General features: G+C 67.0%; 17 protein-coding genes. 9 read left to right on the forward strand and 8 right to left on the reverse strand.

Annotation, left to right across the window (positions count from 1 at the left end):
- Window positions 1-34: 34 nt before the first annotated feature.
- The 5 genes from ACYAF3_RS27270 to ACYAF3_RS27290 are packed head-to-tail and all read left to right on the forward strand — an operon-like array spanning window position 35 to window position 4,799.
- Window positions 35-1,186, forward strand: a complete 1,152-nt coding sequence (locus ACYAF3_RS27270) for a PepSY-associated TM helix domain-containing protein (RefSeq protein ID WP_031756257.1) — start codon at window positions 35-37, stop codon at window positions 1,184-1,186.
- Entirely contained in the window at window positions 1,183-1,371 is a 189-nt protein-coding gene (locus ACYAF3_RS27275) for a hypothetical protein (protein ID WP_003088166.1), read from the forward strand. Before ACYAF3_RS27270 ends, ACYAF3_RS27275 begins: the two co-directional genes overlap by 4 nt.
- 1 nt (window position 1,372) lies before the next feature.
- Window positions 1,373-2,584: an MFS transporter gene (locus ACYAF3_RS27280; protein WP_004349335.1), complete on the forward strand. Its 1,212-nt coding sequence runs from the start codon at window positions 1,373-1,375 to the stop codon at window positions 2,582-2,584.
- A complete protein-coding gene (locus tag ACYAF3_RS27285) occupies window positions 2,581-4,221 on the forward strand; it encodes an alpha/beta hydrolase family protein (protein WP_073658683.1) in 1,641 nt (546 codons plus the stop codon). Before ACYAF3_RS27280 ends, ACYAF3_RS27285 begins: the two co-directional genes overlap by 4 nt.
- A 41-nt stretch (window positions 4,222-4,262) precedes the next feature.
- The gene (locus ACYAF3_RS27290) at window positions 4,263-4,799 is read left to right on the forward strand and encodes an HIT family protein (RefSeq protein ID WP_023114306.1); all 537 of its coding nucleotides are present in this window, start codon (window positions 4,263-4,265) and stop codon (window positions 4,797-4,799) included.
- A 520-nt stretch (window positions 4,800-5,319) separates the two neighbouring features.
- Here ACYAF3_RS27290 and phzG read toward each other — a convergent pair.
- The 8 genes from phzG to qscR all read right to left on the reverse strand — a co-directional run bounded on the left by phzG (window position 5,320) and on the right by qscR (window position 12,788).
- The gene (gene phzG / locus ACYAF3_RS27295; RefSeq protein WP_003112073.1) at window positions 5,320-5,964 is read right to left on the reverse strand and encodes a phenazine biosynthesis FMN-dependent oxidase PhzG; all 645 of its coding nucleotides are present in this window, start codon (window positions 5,962-5,964) and stop codon (window positions 5,320-5,322) included.
- A gap of 25 nt (window positions 5,965-5,989) precedes the next feature.
- Entirely contained in the window at window positions 5,990-6,826 is an 837-nt protein-coding gene (gene phzF, locus ACYAF3_RS27300) for a phenazine biosynthesis protein PhzF (RefSeq protein WP_003093628.1), read from the reverse strand.
- A 13-nt stretch (window positions 6,827-6,839) separates the two neighbouring features.
- Complete coding sequence (gene phzE / locus ACYAF3_RS27305) at window positions 6,840-8,723, reverse strand: phenazine biosynthesis protein PhzE (RefSeq protein WP_003118954.1); 1,884 nt, start codon at window positions 8,721-8,723, stop codon at window positions 6,840-6,842.
- Window positions 8,720-9,343: a phenazine biosynthesis protein PhzD gene (gene phzD / locus ACYAF3_RS27310; RefSeq protein WP_003093625.1), complete on the reverse strand. Its 624-nt coding sequence runs from the start codon at window positions 9,341-9,343 to the stop codon at window positions 8,720-8,722. The genes phzE and phzD overlap by 4 nt, the downstream gene beginning before the upstream one ends.
- Window positions 9,340-10,557 carry a phenazine biosynthesis protein PhzC gene (phzC, locus tag ACYAF3_RS27315; RefSeq protein WP_003093621.1) on the reverse strand — a complete coding sequence of 406 codons (1,218 nt, stop codon included), beginning with the start codon at window positions 10,555-10,557 and terminating at the stop codon, window positions 9,340-9,342. Before phzC ends, phzD begins: the two co-directional genes overlap by 4 nt.
- A gap of 23 nt (window positions 10,558-10,580) precedes the next feature.
- Window positions 10,581-11,069, reverse strand: a complete 489-nt coding sequence (gene phzB / locus ACYAF3_RS27320; RefSeq protein WP_003115119.1) for a phenazine biosynthesis protein PhzB — start codon at window positions 11,067-11,069, stop codon at window positions 10,581-10,583.
- 35 nt (window positions 11,070-11,104) lie between these two features.
- Window positions 11,105-11,593, reverse strand: a complete 489-nt coding sequence (gene phzA, locus ACYAF3_RS27325; protein ID WP_003450170.1) for a phenazine biosynthesis protein PhzA — start codon at window positions 11,591-11,593, stop codon at window positions 11,105-11,107.
- Window positions 11,594-12,074: 481 nt separating this feature from the next.
- Window positions 12,075-12,788, reverse strand: coding sequence for a quorum-sensing transcriptional repressor QscR (qscR, locus tag ACYAF3_RS27330; RefSeq protein WP_003118960.1), 714 nt, complete (start codon window positions 12,786-12,788; stop codon window positions 12,075-12,077).
- Window positions 12,789-13,549: 761 nt separating this feature from the next.
- On the opposite strand from qscR, the gene ACYAF3_RS27335 reads away from it, so the two are divergent.
- The 4 genes from ACYAF3_RS27335 to ACYAF3_RS27350 are packed head-to-tail and all read left to right on the forward strand — an operon-like array spanning window position 13,550 to window position 17,425.
- Complete coding sequence (locus tag ACYAF3_RS27335; protein ID WP_003102692.1) at window positions 13,550-14,317, forward strand: sterol desaturase family protein; 768 nt, start codon at window positions 13,550-13,552, stop codon at window positions 14,315-14,317.
- A gap of 5 nt (window positions 14,318-14,322) precedes the next feature.
- A complete protein-coding gene (locus ACYAF3_RS27340) occupies window positions 14,323-15,492 on the forward strand; it encodes a hypothetical protein (protein ID WP_003088150.1) in 1,170 nt (389 codons plus the stop codon).
- Window positions 15,493-15,510: 18 nt separating this feature from the next.
- Window positions 15,511-16,785 carry a fatty acid desaturase gene (locus ACYAF3_RS27345; RefSeq protein ID WP_003102695.1) on the forward strand — a complete coding sequence of 425 codons (1,275 nt, stop codon included), beginning with the start codon at window positions 15,511-15,513 and terminating at the stop codon, window positions 16,783-16,785.
- Between the two features lie 16 nt (window positions 16,786-16,801).
- Window positions 16,802-17,425 (forward strand): 2OG-Fe(II) oxygenase, encoded by a 624-nt coding sequence (locus tag ACYAF3_RS27350; RefSeq protein WP_310511125.1) that lies wholly within the window; start codon window positions 16,802-16,804, stop codon window positions 17,423-17,425.
- Window position 17,426: the final 1 nt, after the last annotated feature.

Here is a 17,426-nt window from a genome sequence, read left to right on the forward strand (position 1 = left end):
CCCACCATAACCAGAAACCGCCGATGACCAGCCAATGACCGCGAAAACCCTGCGCACCTGGTACCTGGTGCACAAATGGACCAGCCTGATCTCCACGATCTTCCTGCTGATGCTTTGCCTCACCGGGTTGCCGCTGATCTTCCACGAGGAGATCGAGCACTACTTCGAGCCGCATCCGCAGCTCGAGCCGCTCACCGCCGAGTCGCCGCGCATCGACTACGACGACGTGATCGCCCGCGCCCTGGCCGCCCGGCCGGGCGAAGTGGTGCGCTTCCTGGTATTCGAAAAGGACGACCCGCTGGGCCTGGTGATCAGCGCGCCGAGCCTGGTACCGCCGCCGGAGAACGGCCACATGCAGCCGTTCGACGCGCGCACCGGGGAATTCTTCGACGCGCTGCCGCCGCCGGGCGGCTTCATGTACCTGATGCTGAAGCTGCACACCGACCTGTTCCTCGGCCTGCCCGGCTACCTGTTCCTCGGCCTGATGGGCCTGCTGCTGGTGGCCTCGCTGGTGTCCGGGGTGGTGGTATACACGCCGTTCATGCGCAAGCTGGACTTCGCCACGGTACGCGCCGAACGCAGCCGTCGCCTGAAGTGGCTGGACCTGCACAACCTGCTGGGCATCGTCACCCTGTCCTGGGTACTGGTGGTCGGCGTGACCGGAGTGATCAACACCCTGGCCCTGCCAATCCTGATGCTCTGGCAAGGCGGGCAGTTGGCGGAAATGACCGCGCCCTACAAGGACGCGCCGCCGCTACAGAGCCTCGGCTCGCTCGACGCGGCCCTGGCCACGGCACGCCGGGCGGCGCCGGACATGGAGGTCAGCTTCGTCGGCTTCCCCGGCACCCAGTTCAGCAGCCAGCATCACTATGCGGTGTTCATGCGCGGCAACACGCCGCTCACCGAGCGCCTGCTGAAGCCGGCACTGATCGACGCGCAGAGCGGCGAACTCACCGACATGCGCGAGATGCCGCTGTACGTGAAGACGCTCCTGCTGTCGCAGCCGCTGCACTTCGGCGACTACGGCGGCATGCCGCTGAAGATCGTCTGGGCGCTGCTCGACCTCGTCAGCATCGTCATCCTCGCCAGCGGTCTCTACCTCTGGCTCGGCCGACGCAAGACGCCATTGGAGAAGCGCCTGGCGGAACTGCCGGACGGCAGCCTGGCGACGGAGGGCAAGGCATGAGGCGCGGTCTCTGGATGATCTTCCGCTGGCCCCTGCTACTGGCCCTGCTCGGCCTCTTCGGGCTGCTCTCGGCGCTGCTCGGCGACGGCCTCTACGACCTGCTCTCCTGGCTCGCCCTGGGCACTCCGCTGGTGCTGGTCGGCTGGGTCTGGCTGCGCCTGCCGCGAACCCGAAGGAACCCCTGAGGTGACCACCCCGCCGCCCTCCGCCAACACCCTGGACCTGCGTCCGCTGATGTTCGAGACCTTCGTCTGCACCCTCGCGGTGATGTCCTTCGTCGCCCTGGTCGGCCCGCTCGCCCGCAAGCTCGGCCTGGCGCCCTGGCAGGCCGGCGCCGCGGTGACCGTCGGCGGCATCGCCTGGATGCTCGCGGCGCGGCCCTGGGGCATCGCCAGCGACCGGCATGGGCGACGGCGGATACTGCTCGGCGGGCTGGCCGGCTTCGCCCTCTCCTACGGCTCGCTCTGCCTGTTCATCGTGCTCGCCCTGCACTGGACGTTGCCGACCCTGTTCGCCTTCGCCGGTATCGTTCTCCTGCGCGGCCTCGCCGGCGGTTTCTACGCCGCGGTGCCGGCCTGCACGGCGGCACTGGTGGCCGATCACGTCGAGGCGCAACGACGCGCCGCGGCGCTGGCCGGACTCGGCGCGGCCAGCGCGATAGGCATGGTGATCGGGCCGGGGCTGGCCGGACTCCTGGCGACTCACGGGCTGGTCCTGCCGTTGCTAGTCACCGGCGCGCTGCCCCTGGTCGCCCTGCTGGCGCTCTGGCGCTGGCTGCCGCGCGAGGAGCGTCGCCAGCCGAACCGCGGCGCCGCCCTGGCGATCGGCGACCGCCGCCTGCGGCGGCCGCTGGCGGTGGGCTTCGTGGCGATGTTCAGCGTCACCGTGGCGCAGATCACCGTGGGCTTCTTCGCCCTCGACCGGCTGCGCCTGGATTCCGCCGACGCCGCGCGGGTGGCCGGCATCGCCCTGACCGCAGTGGGCGTCGCGCTGATCCTGGCCCAGCTCCTGGTGCGCCGCCTGGACTGGCCACCGCCGCGACTGATCCGGGTCGGCGGGCTGGTCGCCGCCATCGGCTTCGCCGCCGTGTGCTTCGCCGACTCGCCGCCGCTGCTCTGGCTGGCCTTCTTCGTCGCCGCGGCGGGCATGGGTTGGGTATTCCCGGCAGTCTCGGCGCTCAACGCCAATGCCGTGCGCGCCGAGGAACAGGGTGCCGCCGCCGGCACCCTGGTGGCCGTACATGGCTTCGGCCTGATCAGCGGGCCGCTGCTCGGCACGCTGCTCCACCAATTGGACAGCCGCGCCCCCTACGCGCTGGTCGGTCTGCTGCTGGCGCTGGCGGCGTTCTGGCCGAGCCAACCGACGCGCCCCGTGGAAACGAGGAGCGAAGCACCATGACCGCTGTCGACCTGCTGCTGGTCGCGACCCTGCTGGCGGCCCTGCTCGCCTGGTGGATACCCGCCCTGCCCGGCCACCGTGGCCTGCTGGCGCTCGCCTCGACGCTGGCGCTCGGCGCCAGCCTGTACGCTGCATGGGACGACCGCTGGCAAGCCGGCGTCGGCGCCTTCGCCGGTTTCTCCCTGCTGCTCGGCGCCTGCCTGCGCCGGAAGCCCGAGCGCGGCCTGCCGTTCCGGACCGGTTCGCTGTACGGCCTGCTGGTGCTGCTGGCAATCGCCGCGCTGTACCTGTTCCCGGTCGCGCCGCTGCCGGCGCCGAGCGGCCCCTATGCGGTCGGCGTGCGCGATTTCGAACTGGATGACCCCAGCCGGCCCGGCCTGCTCGGCGCCCCGGCCGGGCAGCCGCGGCGCCTGCTGGTACGCGCCTGGTACCCGGCACGCCCGATCGCCGGCGCCGCGCCGCGTCACTATTTCGACCCAGGCGAGGCGCGCAGCACCGCGCGGGGCTTCGGTGAAATACTCGGCTTTCCGCCGTTGCTCACCTACCTCAAGCACCTGCGCACCAATTCCTATCCGGACGCCCCGCTGCGCGACGACTCCGCTCGCCTGCCGGTGGTGTTCTACAGCCATGGCTACAGCGCCTTCGCCGGCGGCAACTGGACCCTGATGGAAGAACTGGCCAGCCACGGCTACGCGGTCTACGCCATCCAGCACAGCGGCGACGCGTCGCCGACCCGCCTGCCCGATGGCACGCTGCTGCCCATGGACCCCGGGCTGGTCGAACACCTGCGCCGGGCCGCCCACGACGGCTTGCCGCAGGCCATGCGCCAGGGCTATGTCAGCGACGATCTCGACCAGCGCCTCGACGGCCAGTTGCACACCGCCCTCGACCTGCCCGCCCCGGCCAACCGCGCCATCAACCTCAGCGCGCCGGTATGGCTGGCCGACCGCCTGTTCGTCCATGACCGCCTGCAGGCCGGCGAGGTCCCGGACAGGGTCGCCGACCTGGTGGCCGCCAGCGACTTCGCGCACACCGGCGAGATGGGCATGTCCTTCGGCGGCTCGACCACCGGCGCGGTCTGCATGGTCGACCGACGCTGCGCGGCGGCCGTCAACCTCGATGGCGGCGACTTCGACTTCGCGCCCTTCGATAGCGATCTCCCGGCACCGCTGCTGATGCTGCACGCCGACCTTGGCAACTTCTACCGGCTGTTCGGCATCGAACCGCCGGCCCGCCCGAGAAGCTTCAACGACTTTTCCTACGAACGCTTCGAGCACGCCGGCCAACGCCAGGACATTCATCGCCTGGTACTGCGCGATTCGGCCCATGCCGGGCTTACCGACAATCCGCTGTTCATCCGCCGGCCGCTGCGCGACGGGCTGCTCGGCTCGGCACCGACGGAAGTCCTCATCCAGGCTCCCAACGCCCTGGTGCTGGGTTTCTTCGATCACTACCTGCGCGGCCGCGCCAACGACTTTCCGCAAGCGCAGATGGCGCGCTTCCCCGCCTGGCTGACGCGCTACGACAACTCGGCGGTGCGCGACTGGTGGCTGGCCAAGCCGGAAGCCCAGCGCCTGGCGCTGCGACAACGCATCGACGAAATGAAACGGCGCAAGACCGGGCTGGATCTTCCCTGACGACGGGTTACAGTGGGCGCCCCATCTGCGGAGCGCCGTCCATGCATATCCCGCCCGAGCTGATCATCCACCAGACCCGCCACTGGACGCTGAACCAGCGGATCGACTCGGCCCTGCCCGGCTACTGCATGCTCGGCTCGCGGCAACCGGCGACGGCCTTCCACCAGTTGCCGGAACAGGCCCTCGCCGAATTCGGGCCGCTGCTGGCCAGGGTCGAACGCGAAATGGACGCGCTGCTGCGGCCGCGACGCATCTATGTCGGCCGCTACGGCCACATGCCCGGCCTGCCGGTGCATTTCCACCTGATTCCACTGTACGACTGGGTCGAGGAACTGTTCTGGGAGGACACGCGTTACCGGACGCTCCAGCAGTTCGGCGTGCCGACCGCCGAACCCCTTACCGATGGCGCCGAGCTGACCCTGTTCGTCTGGCGCGAATTCTGCGAACGCGCCGATCCACCGGCCGGGCGCGGCATGGATCGGCAACAGGCGATCGCCGGATTGCGCCGGGCATTCGGCTACGGCGTCCAACCCCGAACATCGTCTGGGCCGGACTCCGAGTCCGCGCAGGACGCATGACCGCGTGCGGTTGGGTGGGCTTCGAGGCCGCGTAGGGCGGATAACCGCTTGCGGTTATCCGCCATGAAACGTCGGCGCAGCGGCGGATAACGCCGGTGGCGTCATTCGCCCTACGACCCGGCTCCGAGGCCGCGGTACGCATGACCGCGTGCGGTTGGATGGGCTCCGAGGCCGCGTAGGGCGAATAACCGCTTGCGGTTATCCGCCATGAGACGTCGGCGCAGCGGCGGATAACGCCGGTGGCGTTATTCGCCCTACGGCCCGACTCCGGGGCCGCGGGACGCATGACCGCGTGCGGTTGGATGGGCTCCGAGGCCGCGTAGGGCGAATAACCGCTTGCGGTTATCCGCCATGAGACGTCGGCGCAGCGGCGGATAACGCCGGTGGCGTTATTCGCCCTACGGCCCGACTCCGGGGCCGCGGGACGCATGACCGCGTGCGGTTGGGTGGGCTTCGAGGCCGCGTAGGGCGAATAACCGCTTGCGGTTATCCGCCATGAAACGCCGGCGCAGCGGTGTCGTCACGGTTGCAGGTAGCGGTGCTTCCAGCCTCCTTCGTCGCGGTCGTAGCGCAGGCGCTCGTGCAGCCGCTCGGTGCCGTTGCCCCAGAACTCCACCGACTCCAGGCACAGTTCGAACAGGCAGTAGCCCGGCGGGCGCGGCAGCGGGCCGTCGGTTTCCGCCAGGCGCCGGGCTTCGGCGCGCAGGGCGTGGATGTCGGCGAGGGTTTCGCTCTGCCGCGAGGCGATCGACATCGGGTGGGTCTGGTACGGGCGGCTCAGCCACTGGGCGTCGGCGCGCTCGTCGGGCAGGCGTTCGGCGCGGCCGTTGAGGATGATCTGCTGGCTGCTCTCGCGCCAGTACAGCACCCCCGAGGCCCAGGGGTTCTGCGCCAGTTCGCGGCCCTTCTGGCTATCGGCGTGGGTGGCGAACACCACCCCGCGCTCGCCCAGCTCGGCGATCACCACGATCCGCGTCGACGGCCGGCCCTGCCCGTCGACCGTGGCCAGGGCCAGTGCCCGCGGCTCGCGCACGCCATAGCGGCGGGCGCGTTCCAGCCAGTTGCGCAGCACCTCCATGGGGTTCGCCGGCGGCGCCTCGAACTCCGGGAAAGGGGCTTCGATGGTCCCGGTGAGGGACTCGGAAATGTTCGCGTTGACGCCCATCACGGCGTTCCTCCGTTCTGCCCGTTCACAGGTAGGCCCGGCCTTCGGCGAAGGCCGCGCCGTTGCCCGACACTTCCACCGCCGAGACCCGCTCGCCGGCGCCCTCGGCGCGGGCGTACATGCGCGACGGCCGGCCGATCTCGACGCCCTGGAGGATCTCGATCTGCTGCCCGTAGGGAATCTGCCGGTGGCGCGCCAGGTGGATCGCCAGCGGCCCGGCGGCGGAACCGGTGGCGGCGTCCTCGACCACGCCGTAGGCCGGCGAGAACATGCGGCTGCGCCAGTGCCGCCCGGCGCCGGCGAAGCAGTTCACCGCCAGGTCCGGGAAGTCGCACAGCGCGCGGTGGTCGGGGTGCAGCGCGGACAGCGCGGCGACGCTCTCCAGGCCGACGAAGACGTGGCGCGGGCCGTTGCGGTAGACCTCGATGGGAAAGGTCGAGCCCTTCAGGCCGAGGGCGGCGAGCAGCTCGGCCGGGCGGCTGAAGTGCTCCCAGGTGGGGATCGGCTGCTGCATGCTGCAGGCCACCACCTTGCCGTCCTGGCGTTCCAGGGCGAAGGGCACGGTGCCCATCCTGGTCTCCAGGAACAGCCTGTCCTTGTCGGTCTCGGCGCCCAGGGCGATGGCGGTGCCCAGCAGCGGGTGGCCGGCGAACGGCAGTTCGTTGACCGGGGTGAAGATGCGGATGCGCGCGTCGCCGTCCTGTTGCGGGCGGAGCACGAAGGTGCTCTCCGACAGGTTCATCTCCCGCGCCATGCGCTGCATGCGCTCGCCGCTGAGGTCGTCGCAGTCGAAGAACACCGCCACCGGGTTGCCTTGCAGCGGTTCGCTGGCGAAGGCGTCTATCACGACATATCTGTGCATGGGCTCTCCTGGCTCAGGGCCGCCGCTCGACCAGCGCGTGGCGCAGCAGGTCGGCGATGATGCGCGGACCCTCGCGGGTCAGCACCGATTCGGGGTGGAATTGCATGGAGGCGAAGCGCGGCCCGCGCAGGGCATGGACCTCGCCGGTCTCGCGGTCGCGGCTGATCTCGATCGGGCCGACCTCGGGAATCTCGATGCGGTCCTGCAAGGCGCGCGCGGCGAAGGTGTTGTAGAAGCCGACGCGCTCGGCGGCGCCGAACAGGTCGATCTGTTTCTGCACGCCCTGGTTGGGCTCCTGCCGGCGTTGCAGGTCCAGGCCCAGGCACAGGCTCAGCACCTGGTGGCTCAGGCACACGGCGAGGAACGGCCGGCGCTCGCTGAGCAGCGAACGGATGGCCAGGTGCAGGTGGCCGATCTTCGGCTGGCCGATCTCGGTGGGGTTGCCCGGGCCGGGGCCCATGATCACCAGGTCGTAGCCGTCGAACGAGTACGGCTCCTGGAAGCCGCGCACGGTCACCGTCAGGCCCAGCGACTTGAGCTGCTTGGCGATCATCGAGGTGAAGGTGTCCTCGGCATCGACGATCAGCACCTCGCGTCCGGACAGGTCGGCCTGCAACTGCTGGCGCTCGCTGGCGCCGCGCAGCCAGAAGTCGGCGATCGGCGCGTTGCGGCTGGCCAGCGCCGCCACCACGTGCGGGTGCGAGCCCAGGCGCTGCGGCGCCTGGCTCTTCAGCGCGGCGATCAGCCCGGAAGCCTTGGCCCGGCTTTCCGCCGCCTCGCCCAGGGGATCGGAGTGACGCACGATGGTCGAGCCGACGCCGATGCGCAGGCGGCCGTCGCCCTCGATCTCGGCGGTGCGGATCAGGATCGCCGAGTCCAGCGTGCGCCCGCCCTGGCCGTCACCGCCGATCAGCGCCGCCACCCCGCTGTAGTAGCCGCGACCCTGCGGCTCGTAGCGGCGGATCACCCGGCAGGCGCTTTCCAGCGGGCTGCCGGTGACGGTCGGGGCGAACAGCGTCTCGCGCAGCACCTCGCGCACGTCGCGGCTGGTCTGGCCCTCGATGAAGTACTCGGTGTGCGCCAGGTGCGCCATCTCCTTGAGGTAGGGACCGAGCACCCGGCCGCCGTCCTCGCAGATCCGCGCCATCATCTTCAGCTCCTCGTCCACCACCATGTACAGCTCGTCGGCTTCCTTGCGGTTGTCGAGGAATTCCATGACCTCGGCCAGGTTCGGCCCGGCCGGCGGGTAGCGGTAGGTGCCGCTGATCGGGTTCATCACCGCCAGGCCGTCGCGCACGCTGATGTGTCGCTCGGGCGAGGCGCCGACCAGGGTGCGTTCGCCGGTGTGGACGATGAAGGTCCAGTAGGCGCCCTTCTCGCGCAGCAGCAACTGGCGGAAGAAGCTCAGCGCGCTGGCCGTGGCGTAGCCGTCGATGCGCGCCTGGAAGCGCCGCTTGATCACGAAGTTGGCGCCTTCGCCGCGACCGATCTCGTCGGCGATGACCCGCCCGACCACTTCGGCGTAGGCCTCGTCGTCGAGGTCGAAACCTTCCTCGCTCAGTTCCAGCGCCTGGTTCGGCAGCAGCGCCAGGGCCTGTTCCAGCGGCAGCAGCTCCTGCTCCAGGACCTTCAGCGCCAGCAGCGGCGTGCCGTCGTCGAGCGCCTCGAAGCCGCGCTCGGCGATCTGCCGGTAGGGAATCAGCGCCAGCAGGTCATGGCGCGGCAGGCCCGGGCCGGGCTCGTCCAGCGGCAGGTCGGCCAGGCCGTGCAGTTCGAGCGCCTCGCCGCGGATCACGTCGAGCAGGCCCGGGCCATTGCTTTCCGGGCGGTAGAGCAAGGCGAACGGCGCCGGCCGTTCGAGCAGGCGCTGCAACAGCGATGTGGGCAGGGCGTTCATTCCAGCACCTCGTCGGTGGTGACCACCATCGCGCAGCGGCTGGCGGCGTATTCCAGGGCCATGCGGTGGTGCGCCTCGCTGAAGTCGGCGATGGCGTCGGCCACCAGGAACGGCTGGATGTCGTTGGAGTAGGCGTCGACCGTGGAGATCAGCACCCCGACGTGGGCGTATACGCCGCACAGCACCAACTGGTCGCGGCCGGCGGCGCGCATCCGCTGGAGCAGGTCGGAGTGGAAGAAGGCGCTGTAGCGCCACTTGGTCAGCAGCCAGTCGTCCGGCCCCGGCGCCAGCTCCTCGACCACCTCGCGGTCGGCCGGACTGGCGCGCATGCCCGGCCCCCAGAAGTCCTTGAGCAGACCGCGCTGCTCCTCGGTCATGCTGCCCGGCTGGGCGGTGTAGGCGATCTGCACGCCCTGCTCGACGCACCAGCGGCGCAGCCGCGCGGCGTTGGCCACCAGCCCGGCGCGCAGGCTCTCGGGCAGCGGGCGCAGGAAGTAGCGCTGCATGTCGTGCACCAGCAGCACCGCGCGCCGCGGCTCCAGGCTCCAGCGCGCCAGGTTGGCCGGCAACTGCTGGGCAGTCGGCAAGGGATAGGCGGTGATTTCGGGAATGCCGCTCATGCCACGGTCTCCAGGGGGAAGGTTGCGCTCGGGATCGCTTCTGCGCCGGACCAGGCCATCACCGCGCTGAGTGCCTGCCAGGGGTTCAGCCGCGGATCGCAGAGGCTGGTGTAGTGCCGGCTGACCTGGTGCAGGCCGCTGGAATCGGCGACGCACTCGGTGACGTCGTCCGGGGTGGTCTCCAGGTGCAGCCCGGCGGCCACGCCGCCGGAGCCGGACACCGCCAGGCGGAACGCCGCCACCTCCTCGGCGATGCTGCGCACCAGGCGGGTCTTGTTGCCGCAGGGCGCGACGATGGTGTTGCCGTGCATCGGGTCGCTCAGCCAGATCACCGGGTGCCCGGCCGCGCGCACCGCCTCCACCAGCGGCGGCAGGCGCTCGCCGACCTTCTGCGCGCCCATCCGCGCGATCAGCGTCAGGCGTCCCGGCTCGCGGCGCGGATCGAGGCGCTCGCAGAGCGCCAGCAACTGGTCGCGGCCGATCTCCGGACCGACCTTGCAGGCCACCGGGTTGAGCACCTCGGCCAGCAGCGCCACATGGGCGCCGTCGACCTGGCGGGTGCGCTCGCCGATCCACGGCCAGTGGGTCGAACCGAGGTAGACCCGGCGCTGCTCGTCCTCGCGCAGCATCGACAGCTCGTAGTCGAGCAGCAGCATCTCGTGGCTGGTCCAGACCGGCGAGGCATTCGCCTCCTGCCCGGACGCGGCGTCCCAGCCCAGGTGGCGCATGATGTTGCGCGCCGCCGCATAGCCCTTGAGGATCCGCTGCGGATCGGCCCGGCGCTGTTCGGCATGGGCCTCGCGGCCGTTGACCATGTCGCCGCGATAGACCGGCAGGGTCTGCTCGCCGACCTGCTCGTGCGGCTTGGAACGCGGCTTGGCGTACTGCCCGGCGATGCGCCCGACGCGGATCACCGGCCGCCGGCCGGCCAGGCGCAGGGCGCCGGCCAGCAGTTCCAGCACGGCGGCCTTGCGCGCCACGTTCTCGGCATGGTGGTCGTCCATGTCCTCGGCGCAGTCGCCGCACTGCACCACCAGCGCCTCGCCGCGGGCGACCCGCGCCAGGGTCGCGCGCAGGGCCAGGATGTCGCCGGCGCGGATCAGCGCCGGACTGCCGCGCAGGTACGCCTGCACGTCGCGCAGGCGCGACGGATCGCCCCATTCGGGTTGCTGCAGCGCTTCGCAGCGCCGTACGCGTTGCAATAGATCGTCCATAGTTCACCCCTTCCAGGATGGCCTCAGGTGGGAATGCCTTCGCGTTTGATCTGCGGGACCGGAATGCTCAGGGCGCGCAATTGCTGGAAGACGTTCATGAATTCGCGGTTGCGCTTGATCTTGCCGTCGTCCAGCTCGAAGGAATGCAGGAAGTGGTTCTCGTAGTAGCCCTCGGGATAGCCGGGGAAGAGGATCTTGCCGTGGCCGTCGCACTCGACCCAGAAGTGGTTGGGATCGTCGGTCTCGAAGACCTTGATGTTGTACCACTCCCAATCCGGGAAGCATTTCAGCGACCACACCGCGTGCTCGGCCAGCTTGTCCTTGCCACGAATGACGATGGGCGAGCCGGTATCGGTGGTCCATAAACCGCCACAGCCGTCCTCGACGAAAAGTTCATGGCGGCGCAGGCGATCCTGGCCTTTGGTGTTCATATACTTGACCACCGTCTCGCGATTCTTCCTGCGCAACTCCACGGCGTCTTCGAAACCTTGGGGAATGGCATTATCGAGCATCGTCATATCTCCTCTTGAATTGGAATAAACATTAATCAGGTGGGAATACCGTCACGTTTTATTTGTGGAACGGCTATTCCCAATGCACGCAATTTCTGCATCGGGTTCATGAACTCGCGATTGCGTTTTATCCGGCCGTTCTCGAGTTCGAAGGAATGGATGTAGTGGTTCTCGCAATAGCCCTCCGGATACCCCGGGACCAGCGCCTTGCCGCGCCCGTCGCACTCGACCCAGAAGTGGTTCGGATCCTCGGTCTCGAAGATCCGCACGTTGTGCCACTCCCAGTCGGGGAAGCAGCGCTCGAGCCACTCGGCGAGCCGCCTGAGGCTCTCATGGCCCCGGAAAACCAGGGGTTCGCCGCTTTCCGTGGTCCAGTTGCCGGCGCAGCCGTCCTCGACGAACAGGCTGTGCCGCTGTAACCGTTCGGCCCCCTTCATGCGCATGTAGTGCTCGACCGTGGCACGGTTGCGCCGACGCAATTCCAGGTTGTCGGTAAACCCTTTCAACCGTTGGTACTCTCGCATGGTGCGAATCTCCGCCAGTTCGAATCGACTGGCATCCATACCGGAAAGAAGACATCGGGATGACAGGCCGGAGAAATTGCCGTGAAGCTTTTTCCGGGCAAAAGTTGCCCGCTTCGGAGCGTCTCCAAAGTTTCAACTAATGCCGAATTGCCATGACCGAATGTTTCGCCTGAAACCCAGTTGTAACCAGATTTGACAGGGGACAAACTTATAAACGCTTTTTTGCAATAGCCATAACCCCTTAAAAATTACAGGTGTGGGGCATCGATTCCGTTCTATTCTTTGGCCGGTTTGCCAAGCGCCCGGAAAGTTGCACTAGCGTGCCGGACAACAGGAGGACGGGCGCAATGGCGAAGGGGGCAGCGGGGAAACGCTGCCGGTGGGAAGGCTGCGCTCAGGCGACCGGCGCAAACGCTATCCGGCCATTCGGTGAATGGCCGGACGCTTGCGCGGCGGCCTCGCTAGGCGACGAGGCGTCGATTCAGTTGAGCAGGCCGATGGCGTAAGCCTTCATGGTGGCCTCCGCCTTGTTGCTGGAGTTGAGCTTGCGCATCGCATTGACGATATGGAACTTCACCGTGCGCTGGTCGATCGACAGGATCAGGCCGATCTCGCCGTAGGTCTTGCCCACCGCGGTCCACTTGAGCATCTCGGTTTCCCTGGCGGTCAGGCGCACATTGCTTTCCGGGACGATGCGCGGCGCCAGCAGGTCGCCGAAGGTAGCCTGCAGCATGCTGGTGATCCAGAGCAGGAAGGATTCCTTCTCCAGGATTTCCGTGGCGGCGATGCTCTCGCTGGAACGCACCAGGGACAGCATGCTGATCAGCCCGTACTTGCCGCGGACCGGGATCGACCAGCCGTGACGGATGCCGTGATGCAGCGCTTCCTCCCAGAAGAAACGGTTCTCCTGGAAGTCTTCGCCATTCCAGATCAGCGGGGTGTATTCCAGGAGACCATGGCGCACGATCGGGTCGATGGATGTGTAGTCTTCGGAGATATATCTGCTTTTCCATTCCCCTGGGTAATTGGACAGGAAATGATATTTAGGTGCGGTCAGCGGGAAAGGCGCCCGCGCACCGAATGAAAAGAATTCGAATCCATAATTACCGCATATCTCGAGAACCAGGGAGAAGAACTCTTCCTCGGTTGTTATTCTTGACAAAATCTCGAGATATCCCTCTCTCTCATCATGCATGCCAGCTTCACCAGTCAACAATCGATCCCGGCAGGATTCGGTTCTTCAGCGTTTTTATTCTTTTTTGTTTCCGTCTTATCCACTCATGACAATTCCCTTTATCAAGCCGGACCTGGAAGTACATATCGCCACCGGCCCTGTGCGGGTGTTCCGGACGAGGTCGAGCCCATTCGCCGCCCGCCGGGCGACGACGAAACGAGGCTGAAGAGAACTTCTCGATGAGCACGGACACGAGGCGCCGCGCAGGAACTGCGCTGGGCTGGAGGGGACGGCGCCCCGGATCTTTGCGGAAACCGTAGAACGGCTCTCCGATGGGCCTCACGGCGGTCTTTCTCATTGTTCTTCTCGCACGCTCCATCGTCGTCGGGAGAGCCTCCCGACAACAAACCTTGGCCCATGGCGGGCCTCGTCGACGAGGCTCCCCGGGGACCAGAAATGGCAACTACATACTTCCCCCCCTATCTCTCCGCAGATACCTGCCCGGAAGGGCAGGTTGTCCCTGCCGGGCTGTGACAATTTAATTCGACCAGGCATTTCATTGTCCGTGCCGATTTTCACGAAGCGCATTCTGAGGCAATTAAAAAGAGCGCTCCATTCGACCATGGACAAGCTATCCACGCCTGACCGAGATCGCCTTCCGAATATAGCGAAGCGATAACCGCAGCCTGCCGAGAAGTGCTTCAGACAATAAACAGGACGCTGGCCTTTCGTATCGATGAAAGTTCCGCATGGCGTCCGCCCCTAAGGAAGAGGAGATAAATATGATTTATTACTTGATCGGAGTGGCGCTATTCATCTTCATGCTGGAACAGTTGGTTCCCGGCTGGAAATTGCCCAAGGTGAGCACCTGGGTGGCCCGGGTGATCTTCCTCAACATCGTCCAGGTGTCGATCGCCCTGCTCGCCGGCATCACCTGGAACAAATGGATGATGGGGCACAGCCTGCTGCACACCTCGGATGCCCTGCCACCACTGCTGGCCGGCTTCGCCGCCTACTTCGTCAACACCTTCGTCACCTACTGGTGGCATCGCGCGCGCCACGCCAACGACACGCTCTGGCGGCTGTTCCACCAGTTGCACCACGCGCCGCAACGCATCGAGGTATTCACCTCCTTCTACAAGCATCCGACCGAGATGGTCTTCAACTCGCTGCTGGGCAGCTTCGTCGCCTACGTGGTGATGGGCATCAGCATCGAGGCCGGCGCCTACTACATCATGTTCGCCGCGCTCGGCGAGATGTTCTACCACTCGAACCTGCGCACCCCGCACGTCCTCGGCTACCTGTTCCAGCGCCCGGAGATGCACCGCATCCACCACCAGCGCGACCGCCACGAGTGCAACTACAGCGACTTCCCGATCTGGGACATGTTGTTCGGCACCTACGAGAACCCCCGCCGCATCGACGAGCCGCAGGGCTTCGCCGGCGACAAGGAGCAGCAGTTCGTCGACATGCTGCTGTTCCGCGACGTGCACAGCCTCCCCGGAAAAACCCAGCCCGCTCCCGTCCTGGTCAAGCCCGACGTCAGGTGAACGCCATGATTCCAGACATCGATTCCCGTCTCAGCCGGAACATATTGAAATCCATCTCGTATGGCCTCCCCCTCGCCGAAGTGGTCCCCGACCATACCTATGCGCAACTGGAAACGCGCCTCGGCGAACTGAAACGCAGGTATCTGGAGCTGCGCATCTCCCACGGCGCGCGCGAGCTGCCGTTCAGCAACTACCTGTTCTACCTGATCCTCCAGTCGCGCCACCAGGAGTTCGACTTCAAGCTGCGCCAGGGCAACTCGGTGGTCACCAACATCCACCGATTCAAGAGCAAGGGACGCATCCCGTCCCTGACCACCCTGCTCCTGGCCGATGCGGTCAACGCCAAGAGCGAGCTGGAGCTCAAGCATCCGGACATCCCGCAGCTCGACCGCCACGCTCGCGACATCGAGCGCTGGCTGGCCGCCGGCAACGTCATGCCGCCCAGCGAGCGGGCCCTGCGCGGCCTGGTTGAGGCGCTGGAGCGCGCCGCTGGCGAAGGCCGTCCGTTGCACCTGGTGAGCGCGGTATGCCCGGACTACTCGCACTCCAGCGATGCCGAGGGCAAGCCGCGCTACACCTTCGAGCGAGTCGGCGACCAGCCCGGCCTGGCCGGCGCCAAGCTGGTCAGCGCCGGCCAGGCGGTGGCGGAGCTGGCCAGGGCGCGCCAGGTGGAAATCCGCCACGCGATCCTCGGCGGCGAGTTCGAGTACCTGTCGTTCAACCGCAACCCCGCCACCGGCGAGACCCGCGAGGGTTTCCTCGGCAAGGTCGAGCGCCAGCTCGAGCGGATCGCCGGGGCCCTGCCCTGCCCGGCCGCGACCTGCTCGTTCTTCGAGATGTGCGGCGGCGAGGACGGCTGGCACCGGGCCCACGGCGAGATCGTCCAGCGCCTGGAACAGGGCGACTACGGCCAGACCGGGCTGGACTACCCGGCCCTGGAATCGATCTTCCTGTCGCGCCTGCCGCTCTACGAGAAATGGTTCGCCAGCCAGTCGCGCGAGCAGATCTGGGCCAGCTTCGTCTCCCAGGCCGCCGAGTACGCATTGATGGGAAAACTCTTCGGCGAGCGCTTCGACAACTTCGTCGTGCTGGCCGTCGATCACTACCGGATGGAGCCGTTCTACTCGTTCTTCGCGACCGTCCCGACGCTCTACATCCGAACCGACTACCTGTAACGAGGGAGCGCCTGCGCCATGCAAGATGAACTGTTCAAGACCCGATACTCCAAGTACGGATACGGCATCGACGTGCGCCGTACCTACAAGGACCTGCCCTGCCAGCCGTTCTGGACCTGGGTCACCGGCAAGTCGCTGAACGACCGCCCGCCGCGACGGCCGAAAGACACCCTGCTCAAGCCCTGGCAGCTCTACCTGCACATCAGTTGGGGCTACGCGGTGTTCTTCCTCGCGGTGATCTACGGCCAGCAACTGCTCGCCTCGCAGCAGCCACTGTGGCTGAAGTGCCTGTTGGGCGCGCTGATCATGTGCCTGGTGGTCAACCGCCAGCGTGGCTTCCTCCATACCTTCCACTACACCACCCATGGCGCTAGCCTGGAGAACAAGGCGCTGGCCCGCTTCACCTGCAAGTGGATCCTGTCGATCCCGATCCTGCACACCCCGCGCGACGAGTACGTGAAGCTGCACGTGAACGAACACCACAGCGTGCGCACCTTCAATACCGAGCACGACGTCGACCTGGTCTTCATGAAACAGCACGGCTTCTACAAGGGCATGTCCGAGAGCGCCTTCTGGACCCGCCTGGTGCTCGCGCCCTTCCATCCGGCGCGGATCCTCGAGCACCTGAAGTTCCGTTTCGACGTCAGCTTCGTCTCCGCCCCGCGCCACGAGCGCGTCAGCCGGGCGCTCTACTGGGCTGCGCTGCTCGGCCTGGTGTACGCCAGCGGCTACCTGGAGGCGTTCGCGCTGTTCTACCTGTTCCCGATCTTCATCCTCACCCAGTACTCGTCGTGGATCCAGCACGTCTCCGAGCACCTCTGGTTCGCCCGCAACGAGCACGGCCTGCCGCGCTTCCTGCACTACGGCTCGCTGAGCTGGGGACGCTTCCTCGGCCGCCCCTACCCGGCCGACAAGCAGGGCCTGGCCTTCGCCCTGGCGTTCGTTCGCTGGAGCCTGGGCGTGCTGCTGATCGACATCCCGCTGCGGGTGTTCTCCTTCATGCAGGACCTGCCCAGCCACGACTTCCACCATCGCAAGCCGGGAGTGAACTTCTGGCGCATCGCGCCGGAGCGCGCGGCCAACGAGGCGCGCCCCTCGAAGTTCGGCCCGATGACCGAGACCTGGGGCATGTGGGAGAACTTCCTGATCCTGCGCGACCACCTCTGCCGCGGCCAGTCGGACCCGTTCGGAATCGTCGACTGGTACCGCGAGAACCATGCCCGGCTCGCTCCGGAGACCGATGCCGCCAACCAGCCCCACACCAACCAACCCGCATCCCAGGCTACCGCCTGATCACACAGGAAACCCCATGAATACTCAGATTGCCCAGATCACCCAGAGTCTGGCAGCCAACGGCTGCGCCTATATCACCCCCAGCGACGCGCTCTACGACGAGCAGGACTGGGAACTGATGAACCAGGTCCTGGCCAACTCGACCCTGCCGTGGGAGAAGATCCTGATCGGCGACGCCGACGAGGAGAACGACCTCTACGTGGCCCGTTTCATGACCGACCGCGACCGTCCCACGGTGGTCAACCATGCGCTGTCGGAGCTGATCATCCCGCGCGTCTGCAACGACAACGTGATGAGCCTGTTCCGCAAGCTGATGGGCGACGACGCCTTCTACGTCCGGCGCATGCAGGTGAACCGGATGAAGGCCGGCTCGTTCATCGGCCGGCACCTGGATACCGACAGCAACCCGGACTACCAGTACTCCATCGTCCTGCAGCTCGGCACCTACTTCGCCGGCGGCCAGTTCGTGGTCTACGACCGCGACGGCAACCTGCGCAACGACATCAAGCCGGAGCCGCGCTCGGTGATCATCAGCGACTGCAGCTATCCCCACGAGGTCCAGCAGGTGACCGCCGGCGAGCGCGTCTCGCTGGTGTTCTTCGTCAGTCGCCATGCGGACCGGAACCGGCGGGTCTATTGAC

Source organism: Pseudomonas sp. TZ252 (assembly GCF_056110345.1).

Coding starts and splice junctions, on each gene's coding strand:
- ACYAF3_RS27350 (WP_310511125.1), top strand. CDS start 16,802: ATGAATACTCAGATTGCCCAGATCACCCAGAGTCTGGCAGCCAACGGC.
- ACYAF3_RS27290 (WP_023114306.1), top strand. CDS start 4,263: ATGCATATCCCGCCCGAGCTGATCATCCACCAGACCCGCCACTGGACG.
- qscR (WP_003118960.1), bottom strand. CDS start 12,788: ATGCATGATGAGAGAGAGGGATATCTCGAGATTTTGTCAAGAATAACA.
- phzE (WP_003118954.1), bottom strand. CDS start 8,723: ATGAACGCCCTGCCCACATCGCTGTTGCAGCGCCTGCTCGAACGGCCG.
- ACYAF3_RS27285 (WP_073658683.1), top strand. CDS start 2,581: ATGACCGCTGTCGACCTGCTGCTGGTCGCGACCCTGCTGGCGGCCCTG.
- phzF (WP_003093628.1), bottom strand. CDS start 6,826: ATGCACAGATATGTCGTGATAGACGCCTTCGCCAGCGAACCGCTGCAA.
- phzB (WP_003115119.1), bottom strand. CDS start 11,069: ATGCTCGATAATGCCATTCCCCAAGGTTTCGAAGACGCCGTGGAGTTG.
- ACYAF3_RS27340 (WP_003088150.1), top strand. CDS start 14,323: ATGATTCCAGACATCGATTCCCGTCTCAGCCGGAACATATTGAAATCC.
- phzA (WP_003450170.1), bottom strand. CDS start 11,593: ATGCGAGAGTACCAACGGTTGAAAGGGTTTACCGACAACCTGGAATTG.
- phzG (WP_003112073.1), bottom strand. CDS start 5,964: ATGGGCGTCAACGCGAACATTTCCGAGTCCCTCACCGGGACCATCGAA.
- ACYAF3_RS27270 (WP_031756257.1), top strand. CDS start 35: ATGACCGCGAAAACCCTGCGCACCTGGTACCTGGTGCACAAATGGACC.
- ACYAF3_RS27345 (WP_003102695.1), top strand. CDS start 15,511: ATGCAAGATGAACTGTTCAAGACCCGATACTCCAAGTACGGATACGGC.
- phzC (WP_003093621.1), bottom strand. CDS start 10,557: ATGGACGATCTATTGCAACGCGTACGGCGCTGCGAAGCGCTGCAGCAA.
- ACYAF3_RS27275 (WP_003088166.1), top strand. CDS start 1,183: ATGAGGCGCGGTCTCTGGATGATCTTCCGCTGGCCCCTGCTACTGGCC.
- ACYAF3_RS27335 (WP_003102692.1), top strand. CDS start 13,550: ATGATTTATTACTTGATCGGAGTGGCGCTATTCATCTTCATGCTGGAA.
- phzD (WP_003093625.1), bottom strand. CDS start 9,343: ATGAGCGGCATTCCCGAAATCACCGCCTATCCCTTGCCGACTGCCCAG.